Source organism: Dokdonia sp. Asnod1-B02, from assembly GCF_045063955.1.
Lineage (GTDB): Bacteria > Bacteroidota > Bacteroidia > Flavobacteriales > Flavobacteriaceae > Dokdonia.
Map to the genome: position 1 here is coordinate 826,598 of NZ_JBEFNW010000002.1, position 19,708 is coordinate 846,305.

A 19,708-nucleotide genomic window follows, 5' to 3' on the forward strand; every position below is an offset into this window, starting at 1 on the left:
TATTTTGAAGCAACACTATTATTTAAATGTACGTATAGCGATATTGTTTGTAGTTGGATTTTTCTTTCTAGGAAATTCCGTAGCAATGGCGCAGGAAGAAGAGGAGGATGCAGCAGCTCAAGACTCTACAGCCACAACCTTCTCGTTAGGTAGCCTGGTGTTGCCTAACCCTAACAGTATTGTGTCAAAATATACTTATGATGCTGTGCTCGATAGGTATATTTTCACGGAGGAATTAGGGAGTTTTAATATTACATATCCTTTAATTTTAACCCCAGCCGAATATCAAAAAAGAGTACGTGACGAGCAGATGCGTCAGTATTTTAGAGAGAAAGTAAATGTAGTAGATGGTAGGTCTGAAGAGGATGATACCCGCAATAGCTTAGTAAAATCACTATATGTTGAGAATGATTTATTTAAAAGCATTTTTGGTGGAGATAAGATAGAGTTTACACCTCAGGGATCTGTAGAGATGGATCTTGGGCTGTTATTTACAAAACAAGATAACCCAGCATTTTCACCACGTAACCGTAGCAATTTTACCTTTGACTTTGATCAACGAATAAGCTTGAGTTTACTAGGTCAAGTGGGTGAGCGCTTACAGATTACAGCAAATTACGATACGGAGTCTACCTTTAATTTCCAAAATCAAATTAAGCTAGAATACACTCCTACCGAGGATGATATTATACAGAAAATTGAAGTAGGTAATATCTCGATGCCGCTCAATAGCGCACTTATTCAAGGTTCGCAGAGTTTGTTTGGTGTGAAAACTGAGTTACAGTTTGGAAAGACGCGAGTAACGGCTGTGTTTTCTGAGAACCAATCACAACCTAGAACTGTAACTGCAGAGGGTGGTGCAACTGTGCAAGACTTTGAAGTGCCTGCATTAGATTATGATGAAAACCGTCACTTCTTCTTAGCGCATTACTTTAGAGATACGTATAATGATGCTCTTAAGAACTATCCATTTATTGATAACAGAGGAGTTCAAATAACTAGGGTAGAAGTTTGGATTACAAATAGACAAAACCAAACTACAAACGCACGAAATATAATTGCATTACAAGATATAGGTGAATCTGACCCAGCAAACTTAGGGATTGATGCAGGAGCAAACCCTGGCTTTATCAATAACTCTGCAAATGCATTTCCAGATAACCGTAATAATGATTTTAACCCACGTGGCATAAATGATCAGTCTGTGCAGTCTGTTCTTACACCTGCCATAAGAGACGTGGCGACGGCTAGTCAAGGTTTTGGTAACGTTACAGTGCAGGATGGAACTGACTACGTATTACTTGAAAATGCTAGACAATTACAAAGCTCTCAGTTTACATTATACCCAGCACTAGGTTACATATCTCTTAGCCAGCGATTAAATAATGATGAAGTACTTGGGGTAGCCTTTCAATATACAGTAGGAGGTCAAGTGTATCAAGTAGGAGAATTTGCAAATGACGGTATTAATGCTACCGAGGGTAGCCGCCCAGATGCAGATGGAGATGGAAGACCAGATATTATTGATGCAGATTTTGGACAAGGTCGTCCAGATGAAGATGGCGATAACATTGCAGATAGTGCAGATGCAGATGTGAATGGTGATGGTATTTTAAACGGTCAAGATGTAAATGGAGATGGTATTTTAGATACCGTAATTCCTGCTGGACAAGCTGGAAGCCCCGTTAATCTTGTGGTTAAAATGCTTAAAAGTAACCTCACAAATGTACAAGAGCCTATATGGGACTTAATGATGAAAAACATCTATCCGCTAGGTGCTTTTCAATTAGAGCAGGAAGGATTTAGATTGAACATTGTATACTCAGATCCCTCTCCTATTAACTTTATAACTCCCGTGGGTGGTGCACCTTTACCAACATTGTTTGATGGGACTAATAACGACAACACTATGGATGAAGGTCAAGATCGTGGAGATCTTGAGAGTAATACGTTGTTACGATTATTTAATCTTGATAGACTAACCACCTTTGGAGATCCGCAAGTAGGAGGAGATGGTTTCTTTGATTTTGTGCCAGGAACAACAGTACATGTACAAAATGGAAGTATCGTATTTACAACTGTAGAACCATTTGGAGAGACATTATTTGATTTACTGAGCGTAAATGATGGTGCAGAAACTTATGAGAATACAGAGACTTATAATCCGCATCAAGACAAGTATGTTTATTCTTCTTTGTATCAGTCTACAAAAACAATAGCTAGAGATAATGCCGAGAAGAACAAATTCTTATTAAAAGGACGTTATAAATCTGCTCAAGAGCAGGGTATTCCATTAGGAGCTTTTAATGTGCCACAAGGTTCTGTGACAGTAACTGCAGGTGGAAGAAGACTAGTAGAAGGACTTGACTATACGGTTAATTACCAATTAGGTCGTGTTATTATTTTAGATAAATCTTTAGAAGCGTCCGGTATTCCTATCTCTGCATCTGTAGAGAATAATGCTATTTTTGGACAGCAGAATAAGCGTTTTACAGGGATTAATGTAGAACACCAGTTTAATGAGAATTTTATCGTAGGAGGTACTTTTTTAAATCTCAATGAGCGACCACTTACTCAAAAAGCGACATATAGCTTTGAGCCAATAAACAATACGATTGTAGGGTTAAATGCAAGCTACTCTACAGAACTTCCTTTCTTAACAAGATGGGTGAATAAGCTTCCTAATATAGATACTGATGTTCCTTCCAATCTATCAGTTAGAGGTGAGGTAGCATATCTAATTCCTGGGCAACCTAAAGGAACAGATTTTAATGGCGAGGCAACCTCTTATGTGGATGATTTTGAGGGATCACAAACTTCAATAGATATTGGAGGAGCTTTACAGTGGAGTTTGTCATCTGCACCGTTAGGTTTTGGTGGTGAGCTAGCAAACGGTGATCTCGCTACGGGATATAGAAGAGCGAAATTTGCTTGGTATTCTATAGATCCTATTTTTTATAACAATCAGCGTCCTGGTGGTATCTCAGACGACGATTTGTCCCTAGCAGAAACAAGACGTGTTTTTAGAGATGAGATATTTCCTCAACAAGATATTATTGCAGGTCAAACACAGGCACTTTTTACACTTGATTTAGCTTATTTCCCGCAAGAGAGAGGGCCTTATAACTTTAGTCCTGATGCGCAAGACGGCATGCTTTCTAATCCTCAGCAAAATTTTGGAGGAATTACAAGGCAGTTAACTTCTACAGACTTTGAACAAGCAAATGTAGAGTTTGTTGAATTCTGGTTACTAGATCCATTTTTTGGAGATGGTGACACAACAAATGCTGGAGGAAACCTTACGCTTAACTTAGGTAGTATCTCTGAAGATATTCTTAAGGATGGAAGAAAACAATATGAAAACGGACTTCCTAATGAAGGAGGAGACGAGTCAACCTCAGAAACCGTATGGGGTAAAGTACCTACTAATCAATCTTTAGTCTATGCTTTTGACACAGAAGGCCAGCAGCGTACTAATCAAGATGTAGGTTATGATGGACTAAGCGATGTAGAGGAGGCAATGGAGTTTCCGAACTTTGCAGGACTCCCAGATCCTGCAGGTGACAACTACAATTACTTCTTAAATACTGAAGGTGGCGTTATAGAACGATATAGAGATTATAATAACAATCAGGGTAACTCTCCGGTAGAGGTAACACAAACTAATCGTGGTTCAACTACTTTTCCAGATGTGGAAGATGTAAACCGTGATAATACAATGAACACGGTAGATGCATATTTTGAATATGAATTACCTATTAATCCAGCATCTTTAAGTATAGAAAATAATCCATTTGTAACTGATGTAAGAGAACTTACTGTCACTACTCAAAATGGAAATCAACTACCTACAAGATGGGTGCAGTTTAGAGTGCCAATCAACCAAGCGACAAATGTAGTTGGAGGAATTAATGACTTTAGGTCTATACGTTTTATGCGTATGTACATGAGTGGTTGGCAAGAAGATGTTGTACTTCGTTTTGGAACATTAGATTTAGTACGTGGAGATTTTAGAAGATACCTACTAACGTTAGATCCTAATGAGAACACGCAAATCAATGATGCGGATAATACGCAGTTTGAGGTAGCTGCCGTAAATATAGAGGCAAACGAAACAAGACAGCCAGTTCCTTATGCATTACCTCCAGGGGTAGAGCGTGAGAGGCTCAATAATAACAATAACAATATCAGGCAAAACGAGCAGTCTCTTTCTTTGAGAGTTCAAAATCTTGAAGAGCAAGATGCAAGAGGGGTTTATAAATATTATAATCTCGACATGCGACAGTATAAAAATCTTAAGATGTTTATGCACGCAGAGCCTATTGTTGAGAATGGTCTTGATAATCAGAATCTAGTAGGTTTCATAAGAATGGGAACCGACCTTAATTCAAATTTTTATCAAATAGAATTACCACTACAGCCTACTGCATTTAATGTGTCTAACCAAGATAGAGATGCTATCTGGCCAGCGGCAAATGAGCTCGATCTTCCATTAGAATTACTACAGATTATTAAATCAAAAGTTATTGCGGGAGATGTAGAATCAGATCCAGATGATATCACATATTTTGATCAAAACGGGGATCGTATTCTCAATCCAGAGTCTATGTGTTATGAAGAAGGTCAATTGCGTATAGGTATTCAAGGTCTTCCTAGTTTTGGTGATGTAAGAACATTAATGCTTGGTGTAAAAAATGGAAACCCAACGAGCAACCAAGCTATGGGTTGTTCTCCAGGAGAAATAGGTGGAGAAGTTTGGTTTAATGAGCTACGCTTATCAGATCTTACTAATGATGGTGGATATGCTGGGGTATTAAGTGTAGATGGAAATATTGCAGACTTTGCAAATGTATCGGCAACGGGACGTTTAAGTACTGTAGGTTTTGGGAGTATAGAGCAAAACGCAGGTGAGCGTAGCTTAGAAGATGTGACTCAATATGATATTGTGACAAATCTTAACGCGGGCCAATTACTACCAAAGAAATGGGGATTACAGTTACCTCTTAATTATGCAATAGGTGAGCAGAGTATTACACCTAAGTTTAATCCGCTTTATGAGGATGTTGAGTTAGATACATCACTAGATAATGCGGCTAGTCAAGAGGAGAGAGATAACATAGAAGATTACTCTGTAGATTATACAAAGCGCCAAAGCTTTAATGCTATAGGAGTAAGAAAAGAGCGCACGGATACAGAGCGCAAGCCTATGCCGTATGATATTGAAAACCTTACTTTTTCATATTCTTACAACCAGACAGATCATAAGGATTTTGAGATAGAAGAATCTCGCGATCAGAATGTGAGATTAGGAGGTACTTATAACTATAGTTTTAACTCTAAACCTGTAGAGCCATTTGCTAAAAATGACTCTCTATTTACAGGAAAGTACTATAAGTTCTTAAAAGATTTAAACTTTAATTACTTGCCGTCTAATATTGCTATACAGTCTAATGTTGTGCGCCAGTATAATCAGCAGAAGTTTAGAGATGTATTTGCAAACGAAGGTGATATTGCGGTGCCACGTTTATTTCAGCGTAACTACTTATTTGATTGGGGGTATGCTGTCGACTTTCCTATTACTAAAAGTCTGCGACTTAATTATAATGTAAACCACAACCGTATTGTAAGAAACTATCTTGATAATGATGGGACACCAGCTTTCTTAGATGATGCAGGTCAAGAAGTAGATGGTTATGGTATTTATAGAGGGTTCTTTGATGTAGGTACGCCAGATACGCATTTTGGAGTATTACAACTCAACTATGACTTACCGTTCGATAAGATTCCGTTTACAGAGTGGATTACTGCTACTTATGCTTATACTGCAAACTATAGATGGCAGAGAGGCTCACAACAGTTTCAGGTCTTAGATAATATTCCAGAGATAGGAAATAGTGTGGAGAATACAAATACCCATGCTGTTAATGGAACCTTTGATATGGAGAAGCTCTATAAATATGTAGGCTTAACAAAGAAGAAAAAACAGCGTGCTACTAGCACTAGACCTAGAGGATTGCCATCACCAGAAGATGATCGTAATAGCAAGATTGATAAATTAAAAGAAGATGCTTCAAGTGATGGAACCACGAGTGGTTTAAGTACATCAGATAAGGCGCTCAATACAGGAGTAGGATTACTTACCGCGGTTAAGCGAGTGCAGCTCACTTATGAGGAGAGTAATGGTATCTATTTACCAGGGTATTTGCCATCAGTTGGGTTTGCAGGAAGTTTAAGACCTACGCCAGGATTTATTTTTGGAAGTCAGGCAGAGGTAAGAGAGCTTGCAGCGAGTAATGGATGGTTAACATTGTTTCAAGATTTTAACCAGCAGTATCGCGAGATAGAAAGTAGAGATCTTGCTATTCAAGCGAGAATAGGGCTCCTTAAAGATCTTGATATAGATCTTAACTTAAATCGTGTTTTTCAAGAAAACTATCAAGAAAATTACCGAGTTAACGAGCAGAGTTTAGCATATCAATCGCTTACTGGAAATAGCTTTGGTCGCTTTAATATATCTACGGTATTAATAGGTACTGCCTTTGCACAGAGTACATCTGAGTCTAGTAGTACATTTAATACGTTTAGAGAAAACAGACTGGCTGTAGCAAATAGACTGGCAAGAGAGTTTTACGGTACAAATACCTTTGAGGTAGATGCAGATGGGTATCCAGAAGGTTTCGGGCGTACTAATCAAAAAGTGTTGTTGCCTGCTTTCTTAGCTGCATACAGCGGTAAGGATGTAAATAAAACAGACACCGGTTTTCTTAGAAGTATCCCATTACCTAACTGGAATATAAAGTATACCGGTTTAATGAACATGAAATGGTTTAAGGATAAGTTTAAGAGATTCTCAGTTCAGCACGGTTACACGGCTGGATATTCTGTAAACAATTACTTGACTAACCTTGCTTATAATAGAAATACAGATAGAGACCCTGCGACCGCACAGCGAGATCAAGCAGGTAACTTTTTAAATCAAACGCTATTAAGTAATGTGACACTTACAGAGCAGTTCACGCCGCTAGTTCGTCTTGATTTTGAAATGAAAAACTCTGTAAAGATTCTTGCCGAAATTAAAAGAGATAGGGCATTAGGATTAAGCTTTGATAACAACCTCCTAACCGAGATTAAGGGTAATGAGTACATATTAGGATTAGGATATCGTATTAAGGACCTTAGGTTTGTTACAAACTTTGGTGGATCTCGTAGGGTTCTTAAGAGTGATCTCAACTTTAAGGCAGATTTCTCTCTTAGACAAAACGAAACTATCATCAGATATCTTGATATAGACAATAGCCAGACCACTGCTGGACAAGATATTTATGGACTTAGGTTTACAACAGATTATGCGTTGAGTAAAAATCTTACTGCGCTCTTCTTTTATGACCATACTTTTTCGACATTTGCAATATCTACAGCATTTCCGCAAACGACTATTAGGTCTGGATTTACATTGAGATATAATTTTGGAAATTAATTATATGAGTTCGCTTTCGCGAAAATTTGAAAATAGTAAGCATTAATCTATTAAAAAGAATATTTTCGCGAAAGCGGAATTAAATCAAACTAATACAGACTAAGATGAATATACCAGCAGAGTTAAAATACACGAAAGATCACGAGTGGGTACGCATAGAAGGTGACGTAGCCGTAGTGGGAATTACAGATTTTGCACAAGGAGAACTAGGAGATATCGTTTACGTAGAAGTAGAAACTCTTGATGAAACTCTTGATAGAGATGAGGTTTTTGGTACTGTAGAGGCAGTAAAGACCGTTTCTGATCTTTTCTTACCGCTTTCTGGTGAGATTGTAGCTTTTAATGAAGGTCTAGAAGATGAGCCAGAAATCGTAAACAGCGATGCTTATGGAGCAGGCTGGATGATTAAAATACAATTCTCTGATGCTTCACAGGTAGATGAGCTTTTAAGCGCAGATGCTTACAAAGAACTTATAGGTGGATAAGCTTATTGGTTTTACAGCGATAGCATATACCTGCGCATTAAGCATAGGGTCGCTTGTTAAGCCTGTAAAACTAGATACTAATATTTCAAATATAGATAAGCTCCTACATTTAGGAGCTTATTTTGGTTTAGCCATACTGTGGTTGAGTTATTTTCATATCGTGAAAACCTCGATAACTCAGAAATGGGCAAAGCCAATTTTTTATATAGCAATTGCTTTAGCATTAGTGGTATATGGCATAGTGATTGAGTTATTACAAGGCAGTGCAACTACATACAGAACGCCTGATGTGTGGGATGCACTTGCAAATAGTATAGGTGTAATACTCGGAAGTTTAACATTTCTACTATTTTTTAAGAAATTTAAAGGGTTAAAATCGTAATTTTAGTTTCACAACTGAGATTTATTTTGCTATTTTAGCTCTCTACTAATACTTTAATTATGGAACCCAAGAAAAATCCCAAAGCAGACCTTCGCAAGAGAAGCATGCTGTTTTTTCAGCTAGGACTCATTGCAGTACTCGCACTAACGTACATCACCATCGAGTGGAAGACTTATGATGATGTGGCTATTGATATTGGTCAGCTTGATCTTGATGATCTAGACGACGAAGAAATTCCAATCACGGAGTTGAATACTCCACCACCACCACCGCCACCACCGCCGCCACCAGCACCGGAAATCATTGAGGTAGTAGAGGATGAAGAAGAAATAGAAGAAACAATTATAGAGTCTACAGAAACAGATGCCGAAGAGGAAATCGTTGAAGTAGAGGAAGTAGAGGTTGTGGAAGAAGAAGAGGAGATTGCAGATGTACCGTTTGCAGTTATTGAAAATGTGCCTATTTTTCCTGGTTGTGAGTCTATGACTAACAATAACGATCGTAAGAACTGTATGTCTGAGAAGGTGAGCAAGCTTGTAAATAAGAAGTTCAACACAGAGTTAGGTTCAGATCTAGGTCTTTCTGGTATAAACAGAATCTTTGTAAGTTTTAAGATTGATAAAACTGGAAGAATTGTAAACATCAGATCTCGTGCTCCACACCCACGTCTTGCATCAGAAGCAGAGCGTGTAATTAAGTTATTACCTAAAATGACACCAGGTAAGCAACGTGGTAAGCCAGTAGGGGTTTTATACTCACTACCTATTACATTTAAAGTAGAAGACTAAGTCATAAAGACTTTTTAAATATTAAAAAAACCATCTCAGCAATGAGATGGTTTTTTTGTGCCTTATATCAAAAAAAAAGAGGCCGCCCTAAGGTGACCTCAATTTTGGCTTGCTTATTGATTCGTTTTAAGAATTGTTCAACATTTTTAAAACTATATCTTATGGAAAATTCCAAAGAAAGCACTGCTGTTCGCCAAAACAGCGTGTACAAATCAAGCCGCAAGCACGAGGCGAATTTACGAAGAAATCCCACGCTTCATTTTCAAATTGGGTTAATCTTAGCACTTCTAGCTTCCATCTTCTTTATCGAAATGCGTACTCCAGAAAAGAAACTGGCGATAGCGGTAGAGCGGGAAAACGTAGATCAAATTTTTACTCTTGACCAAGTGAAAGTAGAGCAACCTAAAAGGGAAGGTGTAAGGAAAGTACAGCTCCCAAAAATTGAAGAGCCTAAGATTCTTGAGAACGTCCAGACAAAGGAAGATGATTCCAAGTTCCTTGAAGATGATCTCAAGCCAACAGATGCCACAGATGATTCTATTGTAGACCCACGTATTCCTGATTATGATGATACGGTAGACGATGAGCCAATAGCTAAAATATTTTCTCTAGTAGAGACAGCTCCTTTGTATCCGGGTTGTGAAGGCTTAAGCTCAAATAATGAACGCAAGGATTGCATGAGTGCCAAGATTTCTAAATTTGTATCTAAAAAGTTTAGAGCAGAAAGAGGAGAAGGTCTAGGGCTCTCTGGAGTAAATAGAATCTTTGTGACATTTAAAATTGATGCTTCTGGAAAAGTAGTGGATGTAAATGCTAAAGCCCCTCATCCAAAACTTGAAGAAGAGGCTTTGCGAGTTACAAAGTTGCTACCTGACATGACTGCTGGAAAACAAGCAGGTGAGAATGTTGCGGTACTTTTTTCATTACCTATCTCATTTCAAATAGAAGATTAAATTATAAGAACATTTTTACTATAATCCCGTTGCCTCTGGCAACGGGATTTTTTGTGTATAAAACCCTATCTTTCGTGCGCAATTATTACGCCTACATCCATGCATAAATATGTATTTCTTTTGTTCGTTTTCGCTACTTGTAGTCTTACCGCTCAGGTAACCACTAGTGATTATGAAAAGTATCCCGTTTTTCCAGAATGTGCTGACTTGCCAGTGAGCGAAGTTGCGGCTTGTTTTAATGAAACTTTTATTTCCTTTATAATCGATAATCTTGAAGTCCCGGTAGAGGTTAATGAAGAGAATTACGAGGGTAAGATGGTGATTTTGTTTGAAGTTACTCGTGAGGGTGCTTTTAAGCTACTGTATACAGATGCGGTCTTTGCATCGCTTAAGACTTCGGCGCAAGAGGTTTTTGATAAACTACCTATTATTGATCCAGCTACTTATAATGGGGAGCCTACATATATGCAGTTTACCATGCCTGTGCTATTGCCGTTATCACGTAATAAAATAGGTGAGATGAATACTGGTGATAATGAAGGTGACGCTTTCGCGAAAGCAAAAAAAGAGTCACCGCTTAAAAACCCAATGCAGGATGAATATGACCGTATTCAAAATCAAAAATTTAATCCAGCAAATGAGTATACGAGTCAGCTGAATATTCCTTTCTCGCATCAGGTCTACAGTAGGTTTGATCAAGAGTTAAATCTTGTGGGGACAAATGCACACACGGCAAGTAAGCCTTACCTGTATCAAACAGTAAATCCGTATTATAATTTTCAAGAAAAGACAGACGCTCTTAAGAAAGAGAAGAAAACGTGGTTTGGGAGAAAATGGTCTAATGAGCACATGGTGCAAATACAAGGAGAGGATTACTGGATTACCCTAGACCCAGCAGCCGATTTACAACTGGGATATGAAACCGATGATTTGAAGTCTGATAGCTTTACCTACAATAATACACGCGCAGTGTATATTCAAGGTGGATTAGGAAAGAAGCTCAATTTTTTTGCTGCTGTATATGAAAGTCAAGGTCGTTTCCCTAGATATTTTGATGCTATCGCAAGGTCATTGCGCCCAGATGGAGGTAATCCAGGGGTTGTGCCAGGTCGTGGTATTGCAAAAGAAGGAACAAACGGAGATCTAGATTATCCAGTAGCCGAAGGTTACATTTCATACACGCCTAGTAAGTATTTTAATATCCAGCTAGGTCACGGAAAGCAGTTTATAGGAGATGGGTATCGCTCCCTGTTGCTTAGTGATAATGCGAGTTATTTTCCATATTTAAAACTTAATACGACCTTTTGGAAATTTAAGTACACAAATACGTGGACATCACTCCGTGATGTGCGTCCAGAAACCACAGCAGACGGTGCCTTTAGAACAAAATTCATGAGTAATCATTACTTGAGTTGGAACCTAAGTAAGAAGCTTAATGTGGGTCTTTTTGAATCTGTAATTTGGGAAGATGAAAATGGAAGAGGATTTGATTTCAACTTCTTAAATCCTGTGATTTTTTATCGTGCTATTGAGTTTTCTACGGGTTCTCGCGGTGGTAATGCGCTTATAGGGCTAACCGGAAAGTATAAAGTGAATGATCGCGTAAATGTGTATGGGCAAGTTGTTATAGATGAGTTTTCGGCTAGTGATGTGATAGGCGGAAATCAAAGCTATAAAAACAAACAAGGCTTTCAGGTAGGAGCAAAGTACTATGACGCCTTTGGGGTTAAGAATTTGACATTGCAAGGTGAGTACAATCAAGTGCGTCCTTATGTGTATTCTAATAATGAGATTCAACTTAATTATGGCCACGCAAACCAGTCGCTAGCACATCAATGGGGGGCAAATTTTAAAGAGCTTATTGGGATTGCTCGTTATGAAAGAGAGCGATGGTATGGAACAGCGAAGCTTATTGTAGGAGCTCGAGGTGTTGAGATAGGAGATATCAATGAAGTGTATTACGGAGGAAGTATTTATGGCAATGATGAGAATAGACCATCAGATGATGGGATTGCATTTTTTCAAGGAAATAAGGTTAATAGCCTGTATGCAGATCTTGAGTTAGGATATTTGATAAACCCTGCAACCAACTTAAAAGTGTATGCAAACCCTATCTACCGTAATGTAACCGCAGATATTCAAGATGCGCCAAATACATTTGATACAAACACGCTATGGCTCAACATAGGTTTTAGAACAGATTTGTTTAATTGGTATTATGATTATTAGATGAAAAGATGATAGATTTTAAAAAGGTTTTTCAAGCTTTGAGCTATTTACAATATCCTCTAATGGCAGTAGCTCTTTATTACATGGTTATTCCTTTTGTTTTAGGCTTAAATTCTTATGATCTAAACATCAATTTACTTTTTGATAGTTTTGGTAATGTATTGGTCTTTTTAGGATTGGCAATAAGTTTTTCAACATTGCAAGACACTTCAAAATCACAGCATAAATTTGCTAGAAAAATTTGGCAAGACCCTAAGAAAGGAAGAATTTTTCTACTTATTATGATGTTTAATGTTGTTGTCTATTTATCCTTTGGTACATGTGCATATCTGTTTTTGGACAATCCTCTTTTAAAAGAATTGGGCTTTGGGTCTATAATTTTAGGAATTAGCCTCATAGGTATGTTGAAAATGGGTGTGGAAATGCTAGAGAAGCAACGATTAGATAAGACTTCTAGGTCAAAGATTGTAGATTAAATACAACTAACAAAAAGCCGACTATGGTTGGTCGGCTTTGGTATATGATTCTGTAGAGTATATTGTAGATTAAGACGGGCGATTTGTAAACGACCCAATATGCCACAAGACTCCTGATGGATCGTGTAAGAAAAACTCTCTTCCCCAGTCATTCTCAACAATTTTTGAAATCTTAACGCCTTTAAATAATGTAGCCAAATCAAGCGACTCGAGGTGTGTGAGGTATTCATCTAGATGTTGCACTTCTAGAAACACCATCGTGTTGTCTATCCAGTCTTTTACATAAGCATCTTGCAAGTAAAACCCAAAGTCATCCATTGTGAATAGTGACATATTATAGGAGATGACAGTTTCTTTAAAACCAATGGAAGTGTAAAACCTTCTTGAGGAAATAAAGTCAGTAGCACCTATAAATGGTCTGATGGATTTAACTGTTGGATTCATATGATGTATTATTTATTGGTGTCAATATTCTCAAGGATGCTTTTATAAACAGTACTTCTGAATTTTGGACCAGTTATAAAACTTTTTGCAGACGCTTCGTCTGTAAGATATTCAGATGTGATTGACTCCATTGCGGTTACTTCTTCAAGGGTTTTATTGTTTTCCATTGCTTTGAAAACTGAAGTGTATACGTCTACTAGCATATCGTGATATTTTTGATAATCTGCTTTTGTTGCTAGATTTCCATGTCCAGGAATTATTTTAGTATCCTCATTGATAAGCATGAGTCCTTTCTTTGCTGCATCAATATCTCCCTGAATACTTCCGCCACGGTTTGTATCTATAAAAGGGAAGTTACCGTTAAAGAAAGTGTCTCCAGTATGTAGTACATTACTCTGCGCAAAATAAACAAGCGCATCTCCGTCTGTATGTGCATTATGTACATGGGTTAAAAATACGTCATCGTCATTTTGATAGAAAGTAGCATCTTCACTAAAAGTGATTACTGGGAGTCCCGCATTAGCCGTTTTCTCGTCGGCTGCTAGTCTCTTACGTACATTATCATGAGCTACAATCATTGCTCCAGTGGCTTCAAAATTTGCATTTCCTCCAGTGTGGTCACCATGAAAGTGAGTGTTGACCAAGAAACTCACAGGCTGATCAGATATGGTTTTAATAGCGGTTGTGATTTTCTTGCTAAGAGGTGCAAACTGATCGTCTATCATAAAAACGCCATCTTTTCCAGTAGAAATTCCTATGTTTCCACCAGCTCCTTGAAGCATATAGATGTGATCTGTAACTTTTTCAACAGTAATTTGTACATCGTCAAAACGTCCTTGTGCAGTAGCTGCAGCAGTTATTAGTGCGATGATAATGAGTGTAAAGTGTTTCATTTTTAAGTTTTTTTATAAAGGTAGTCGTATTGATGTAGTTGCGCTTTCGCGAAAGCGTAATTTTAACAACCTATTATGCTTGTCGTTTTGTTGTGCAGATTCCTTTTGGGCAGTATCTTTGCACCACTTAAAAAATTGCTAAACCTACTGTCTTTGAGCGACGTCGCCATACATACGAATACCTACTCTGCCTGGTACGATTTTAAAGAAATCACAAAGATGCGTTTATCTATAAGCGTAGTGTTTTCTAGTGTTGCAGGATATTTTCTTGGAGCCACAGAGATAGACTGGTTTATTGTGTTGCTGCTAGCTGTAGGAGGCTACTTTATGGTAGGCGCGTCAAATGCGTATAATCAGGTGCTAGAGAAAGATCTAGACGCATTGATGGATCGCACAAAAAATAGGCCTGTAGCTTCCGGAAGGATGTCTAAGCAAAAGGCGCTCTTAATAGCAATTACATTTACGATTCTAGGTTTAGGCACATTGTATTACATAAATCCTCAGACAGCAATGTTTGGAGGGATTTCTATATTTATGTATGTACTGTTATATACTCCCTTAAAAACGAAGACACCTTTATCTGTTTTTGTAGGGGCATTTCCAGGGGCGATACCTTACATGTTAGGTTGGGTTGCTGCTACTAACGATTTTGGGATAGAGCCTGGGACGTTATTTATGATACAATTTTTCTGGCAGTTCCCTCATTTTTGGGCAATAGGGTGGTTTCTTTTTGATGACTATAAAAAAGGAGGCTTTGCTATGTTACCTACGGGAAAACGTGATAAAGGAACTGCAGTTCAAATCGTGTTATACACGGTATGGACAGTACTTATCTCGATAATACCTGCATTTGGGGTAACTGGAGATTTATTTTTAACACCTGTGTCTGCAATTATCGTTGGGGCACTAGGATTATTTATGTTGTATTGGGCAATTAAATTGTACCAAAACAGAGATGCAAAAACAGCCAAACGACTAATGCTTTCAAGTGTGACTTACATCACGCTACTTCAAATTGTTTTTGTAATAGATAAATTTTTAAGATAGATGGATTATACTCAAGGAGGTGAAAAGTTGAAACTAGATCGTGCTAAAAAGCAGATGTTGTGGTTTGGGATTATAAGTTTGTGTATGACATTTGCAGGACTTACGAGTGCATATATCGTAAGTATGGAACGTCGTGATTGGTTAGAAAACTATGATTTTCCGCAGGCGCTTATAGTTTCTACAGTGTTAATCGTAATAAGTAGTATCACGATACATCTTGCCAAAAATGCAATCATAAGCGGTAAAAATTCAATGGGAACTTTATTTTTAATGCTTACACTAGCGCTAGGAATAGGATTTGTGGTTTCCCAGTTTGCAGGCTTTAGTGCATTTCAAGAACAAGGATATTATTTTACAGGAGCGTCTAGTAATATTACAACTACGTTTTTCTTTCTTATAATTGCAGTGCACATTGCACACCTTATTGCTGGTTTTATATCGTTAATTACAGTAATTATCAATCATTTAAGAGGTAAATATTCTGCGGCAGAACATTTAGGATTAACACTAGGGGTAACGTTTTGGCACTTTTTAGATATTCTTTGGGTATTTTTATTTGTGCTTTTATTTGTAACAAAGTAGACTAGCGATACATTGTTATATTGACACGTATCTAAAACGATTATAAATCGAGGGTTCAGTGTTGATATCTGAACATAAAATACTTATTTTTGCAACCATTAAATTAACCAATTCTTACGAATGGACACGACAGTGACAAACAACGACGCCGAGGGAACAACTTGGGGTGGTGGTAATAAACCACTAAGAGCGAGCTACGGAAAACTAATGATGTGGTTTTTCATCTTATCAGATGCATTAACCTTTTCTGGCTTTCTAGCCGCATATGGTTTTTCTAGATTTAAATTTATTGATGCTTGGCCAATAGCCGACGAAGTATTTACACACGTACCTTTCATACACGGAAACTTCCCTATGATATACGTGGCGTTTATGACGTTTGTATTGATTATGTCTTCTGTAACTATGGTACTTGCTGTAGATGCAGGACACCACTTAAAGCATAAAAGTGTAGCATTCTACATGTTCCTTACAATTATAGGTGGTATCATCTTCGTGGGATCACAAGGATGGGAGTGGGCTACTTTTATTAAAGGTGATTACGGTGCAGTTGAAACAAAGGGAGGTAAGATACTTCAGTTCGTTGATACAGATGGTAACCGTATGGCACTTGGTGATTTTGCAATTACGCAAGTGGGAGAGCGAGAGCAACACCTTAATAAAAATGGAGTTTGGTTTTCAGATGAGGCTGCACCTACTACATACTCAATTGAAGAAGTAAAAGCTGGTTTTGAAGCTACTCCTAATGCATTAATTCGTATCCAGACTCTTACAGAAAATGGAGAGAAGACGGTATTGTCAAGAGAAGAATCTCTTGCCAAACTAGCTAAGGATGGAAAACTTGTAGTAGAAGGAGCAAACCTTATTCACAATGAATATGGAGCGCCACTCTTTGCAGACTTCTTTTTCTTTATTACAGGATTTCATGGTTTTCACGTATTTTCTGGTGTAATGATTAATATCATTATTTTCTTTAACGTAGTTCTTGGAACATACGAGCGAAGAGGACACTATGAAATGGTTGAAAAGGTTGGTTTATACTGGCACTTTGTAGACCTTGTATGGGTATTTGTATTTACATTCTTCTACCTAGTTTAATTTACCTTTCAGACTATTATATATTATGGCACACGAACATAAACTTGCAATATTTAGAGGAACATTAAAGTTCAAGAATAACATTCAGAAGATCTGGGGAGTATTAATATTTCTCTCTATTATCACAGCTGTAGAAGTTGTTCTAGGTATTATAAAGCCAGAGTTTTTAATTGAAACTACATTTATAAGAATGAAACTCCTTAACTGGATCTTCATAATTCTTACCATTGTAAAGGCATATTACATCACTTGGGATTTCATGCACATGCGTGACGAAGTAAAAGGATTACGAAGAGCAGTAGTTTGGACAGGTATCTTCCTTATATCTTACTTGGTTTTCATATTACTTACAGAAGGTGATTACATCTTTGAAGTTTACAACACAGGATTCCAGAGCTGGAATTTCTAATAAATAATTAAAAGCGACTTTCGAGTCGCTTTTTTTATGTCTTGTAGTTACGCTTTCGCGAAAGCGTTATTTCATAAAAATTGAAACCAATTATAAGCTCGATTACTTCTTGAGATTTATCTTTGTAACATGAAAAAGAAAATCGTTCTCATATCGCTTTTTGTGCTGCCAGTGCTTATCTATCTCTTCTTTGCGTCTGGAGTTTACAACTTTGCAAACTTACCCTTACTTACCCCAGAGGTAGCAGATATTAGTATGTATGCAGATCAAGAAATTAGAACAGAAGCAACACCTGAAGCTCCACTTACATTTGATGATCACATAACTTTAGTTGGTTACCTAGGTGATGGACTTAAGGGGAATGAAGGCTATACGGCTAATTTGAATTTAATGATATTCAAATACTTTGAGCGTTATACAGATTTCCAATTAGTTTTATTTGTAAATGAAGGAAGTGAAGAAGTGATCGATAATCTAAGAGCAGAATTATCACGTATTTTTGACACTTCAAAAATGCGCTTCATCGTAGCATCAAAGCAACAAACTCAAGAGCATTTTAATACACTAGGTACCTCACTTTCTATGATGAATGATGGCGGACATCCTAATGTGTTTGTGATAGATAAGGCAAGAGCGTTACGTTCTGGTCACGAGGAAAAGAAGGCAAATGTGTACGGCTATGATTTTACACAAGCTGTAGAAATGGGTTATCTTAAGGATGACGTAAAAATATTACTGGCAGAATATAGACTGGCACTTAAGAAGAATAATAATGCAAGTCCTAAGATTGAGCAACGCAGAGATAACAAGTAATAGCTATTAAGTCATGAGAAAAAATACATATATAGGAATAGCTGCCATTGTGCTTATTTTTGGGATCATTGTAATCCCAAAGATTTACAAGCGCATAGCAAATGATGATGTATCCCGCGGTGGTAGAATGCATCAAGAGGGTGGTGAGAAGATTAATGATGCACCAGATGGTTTAATCTATATTAATCAAGGTGGAGTAGATAGAAAAGTCCCACCGTTTTCATTTGTAAATCAAGATAACGATACCATTACAAATGCAGATTACAAAGGCAAAGTATACCTAGTAGAGTTTTTCTTTACGAGATGTACAGATATTTGTATCCCAATGAGTCATAATTTGATTGAAATATCAAAGAGGTTTGAAGGTCGTGATGATTTTGGAATTGCTTCTTTCTCTATCGATCCAGAGCACGACCAACCAGAGGTGCTTAAAAAGTATCAAGAAGAATATGGAGTAACTAACCCTAACTGGAATTTCATGACTGGCGATCGTTCTGTTATTAGAAAGCTTTCTAATGAAGGTTTTTATCTTGCTACTAATGAAGAAGGAGATGAGAGTGACCTATACCACTCAGGACTGTTTGCACTTATTGATCAAAATGGTTTCATACGCTCTAGATTAGACCCATATGGCAATGCTAAACCTTATTACAGAGGTTTTGTCCCTATGAATGAGAACGTGCCAGAAGGAGGAGAAACGCCAGAGATAGATATACTTATTGAAGACATACAGAAATTACTTAAATAGATTATGAGTACACTTAACCCTACAGAGAAGAAATACAGAGTTTGGATTATTATATTGGCCACAGTAATACCTGTTGTCGTTGCAATCCTTTCAAGAATTAAGCTCAAAGATTTTGGGTTTGATGTGGAACCGCTTACTTTTTTGCCAGCTATATATGCTACTATAAATGGAATTACGGCTATTGTGCTCATTCTGGCGGTGGTTGCTATCAAGAAAGGGAATAGAAAAACGCACGAGCGTTTGATGAAAACTGCAATAACACTATCAGTCATATTTCTACTACTATACATAGCGTATCACATGACCTCCGACCCTACAAGTTTTGGAGGTGAAGGAGTTATTAAATACGTCTATAGGTTTATCTTAATAAGCCATATTTTACTGTCAATCATTATTATCCCTTTAGTACTTCTTACGTATGTTCGTGCACTTGCAGAGCGCTTTGATAAACACAGAAAACTTGCACGCATCACTTTTCCTATATGGTTGTATGTTGCAATTACTGGCGTTGTTGTGTATTTAATGATCTCTCCTTATTACATCCACTAGATGAAAAATCTTAAACAAGTACTAGTTGTAATATTTTTCTGTTGCGCTTTCGCGAAAGCGGACTTAAATGCAACAGTGGTAGCATCTACTACTCAGTGCGCCATGTGTCGTGCAGTCCTAGAATCTGAAGAGGATAACAGTACTGCCAAAGGAATAAATAATGGAATAAAGTACCTTATGGTAATTCCATATATCCTTGTGAGTGGTGTTTTCTACTTCGTTTATAAATCTAGAAAAAATGCTTCTAGTGAGTCACAAGAAGAGCATATTGAGTCGTAAAAGTTACTGTTTTCAACTCACTTGCTCTCAGTTGATTTTTCCTTTAGTTACTCCAA

The 19,708-nt window shown here is 37.5% G+C and carries 17 protein-coding genes; 15 read left to right on the forward strand and 2 right to left on the reverse strand.

Annotated features, from left to right (window positions below; translation table 11 throughout):
* Positions 1-4: 4 nt before the first annotated feature.
* From sprA to ACJJVU_RS03810, 7 genes are all read left to right on the forward strand, one after another.
* Positions 5-7,477 (forward strand): cell surface protein SprA, encoded by a 7,473-nt coding sequence (gene sprA, locus ACJJVU_RS03780; RefSeq protein WP_405222440.1) that lies wholly within the window; start codon positions 5-7, stop codon positions 7,475-7,477.
* Positions 7,478-7,581: 104 nt separating this feature from the next.
* A complete protein-coding gene (gcvH, locus tag ACJJVU_RS03785) occupies positions 7,582-7,962 on the forward strand; it encodes a glycine cleavage system protein GcvH (protein ID WP_405222443.1) in 381 nt (126 codons plus the stop codon).
* Complete coding sequence (locus tag ACJJVU_RS03790; protein WP_405222446.1) at positions 7,955-8,344, forward strand: VanZ family protein; 390 nt, start codon at positions 7,955-7,957, stop codon at positions 8,342-8,344. The genes gcvH and ACJJVU_RS03790 overlap by 8 nt, the downstream gene beginning before the upstream one ends.
* A 59-nt stretch (positions 8,345-8,403) precedes the next feature.
* The gene (locus ACJJVU_RS03795) at positions 8,404-9,132 is read left to right on the forward strand and encodes an energy transducer TonB (protein WP_405222449.1); all 729 of its coding nucleotides are present in this window, start codon (positions 8,404-8,406) and stop codon (positions 9,130-9,132) included.
* Between the two features lie 161 nt (positions 9,133-9,293).
* Entirely contained in the window at positions 9,294-10,085 is a 792-nt protein-coding gene (locus ACJJVU_RS03800) for an energy transducer TonB (RefSeq protein ID WP_405222452.1), read from the forward strand.
* A gap of 99 nt (positions 10,086-10,184) precedes the next feature.
* The gene (locus tag ACJJVU_RS03805) at positions 10,185-12,314 is read left to right on the forward strand and encodes a gliding motility protein RemB (RefSeq protein WP_405222455.1); all 2,130 of its coding nucleotides are present in this window, start codon (positions 10,185-10,187) and stop codon (positions 12,312-12,314) included.
* A 62-nt stretch (positions 12,315-12,376) separates the two neighbouring features.
* Positions 12,377-12,790: a hypothetical protein gene (locus ACJJVU_RS03810; protein WP_405222458.1), complete on the forward strand. Its 414-nt coding sequence runs from the start codon at positions 12,377-12,379 to the stop codon at positions 12,788-12,790.
* A gap of 69 nt (positions 12,791-12,859) precedes the next feature.
* Here ACJJVU_RS03810 and ACJJVU_RS03815 read toward each other — a convergent pair whose 3' ends face one another.
* Both ACJJVU_RS03815 and ACJJVU_RS03820 read right to left on the reverse strand, forming a co-directional pair.
* Complete coding sequence (locus tag ACJJVU_RS03815; protein ID WP_405222461.1) at positions 12,860-13,234, reverse strand: glyoxalase; 375 nt, start codon at positions 13,232-13,234, stop codon at positions 12,860-12,862.
* A gap of 8 nt (positions 13,235-13,242) precedes the next feature.
* The gene (locus ACJJVU_RS03820) at positions 13,243-14,127 is read right to left on the reverse strand and encodes an MBL fold metallo-hydrolase (protein WP_298329322.1); all 885 of its coding nucleotides are present in this window, start codon (positions 14,125-14,127) and stop codon (positions 13,243-13,245) included.
* A gap of 75 nt (positions 14,128-14,202) precedes the next feature.
* Here ACJJVU_RS03820 and cyoE point away from each other — a divergent pair, with 75 nt between their 5' ends.
* The 8 genes from cyoE to ACJJVU_RS03860 all read left to right on the forward strand — a co-directional run bounded on the left by cyoE (position 14,203) and on the right by ACJJVU_RS03860 (position 19,652).
* Positions 14,203-15,174, forward strand: a complete 972-nt coding sequence (cyoE, locus tag ACJJVU_RS03825; RefSeq protein WP_013751072.1) for a heme o synthase — start codon at positions 14,203-14,205, stop codon at positions 15,172-15,174.
* Positions 15,175-15,756, forward strand: a complete 582-nt coding sequence (locus ACJJVU_RS03830) for a cytochrome c oxidase subunit 3 (protein WP_298329316.1) — start codon at positions 15,175-15,177, stop codon at positions 15,754-15,756.
* Between the two features lie 120 nt (positions 15,757-15,876).
* Entirely contained in the window at positions 15,877-16,854 is a 978-nt protein-coding gene (locus ACJJVU_RS03835; RefSeq protein WP_339846862.1) for a cytochrome c oxidase subunit 3, read from the forward strand.
* Between the two features lie 25 nt (positions 16,855-16,879).
* Positions 16,880-17,263, forward strand: a complete 384-nt coding sequence (locus ACJJVU_RS03840) for a cytochrome C oxidase subunit IV family protein (RefSeq protein WP_298329310.1) — start codon at positions 16,880-16,882, stop codon at positions 17,261-17,263.
* Between the two features lie 129 nt (positions 17,264-17,392).
* Positions 17,393-18,076 (forward strand): hypothetical protein, encoded by a 684-nt coding sequence (locus ACJJVU_RS03845; protein WP_405222467.1) that lies wholly within the window; start codon positions 17,393-17,395, stop codon positions 18,074-18,076.
* A 13-nt stretch (positions 18,077-18,089) separates the two neighbouring features.
* The gene (locus ACJJVU_RS03850) at positions 18,090-18,824 is read left to right on the forward strand and encodes an SCO family protein (protein ID WP_298329305.1); all 735 of its coding nucleotides are present in this window, start codon (positions 18,090-18,092) and stop codon (positions 18,822-18,824) included.
* Between the two features lie 3 nt (positions 18,825-18,827).
* Positions 18,828-19,373 (forward strand): DUF420 domain-containing protein, encoded by a 546-nt coding sequence (locus ACJJVU_RS03855; protein WP_405222470.1) that lies wholly within the window; start codon positions 18,828-18,830, stop codon positions 19,371-19,373.
* Positions 19,374-19,652 (forward strand): hypothetical protein, encoded by a 279-nt coding sequence (locus ACJJVU_RS03860; RefSeq protein WP_405222473.1) that lies wholly within the window; start codon positions 19,374-19,376, stop codon positions 19,650-19,652.
* Positions 19,653-19,708 lie beyond the last annotated feature (56 nt).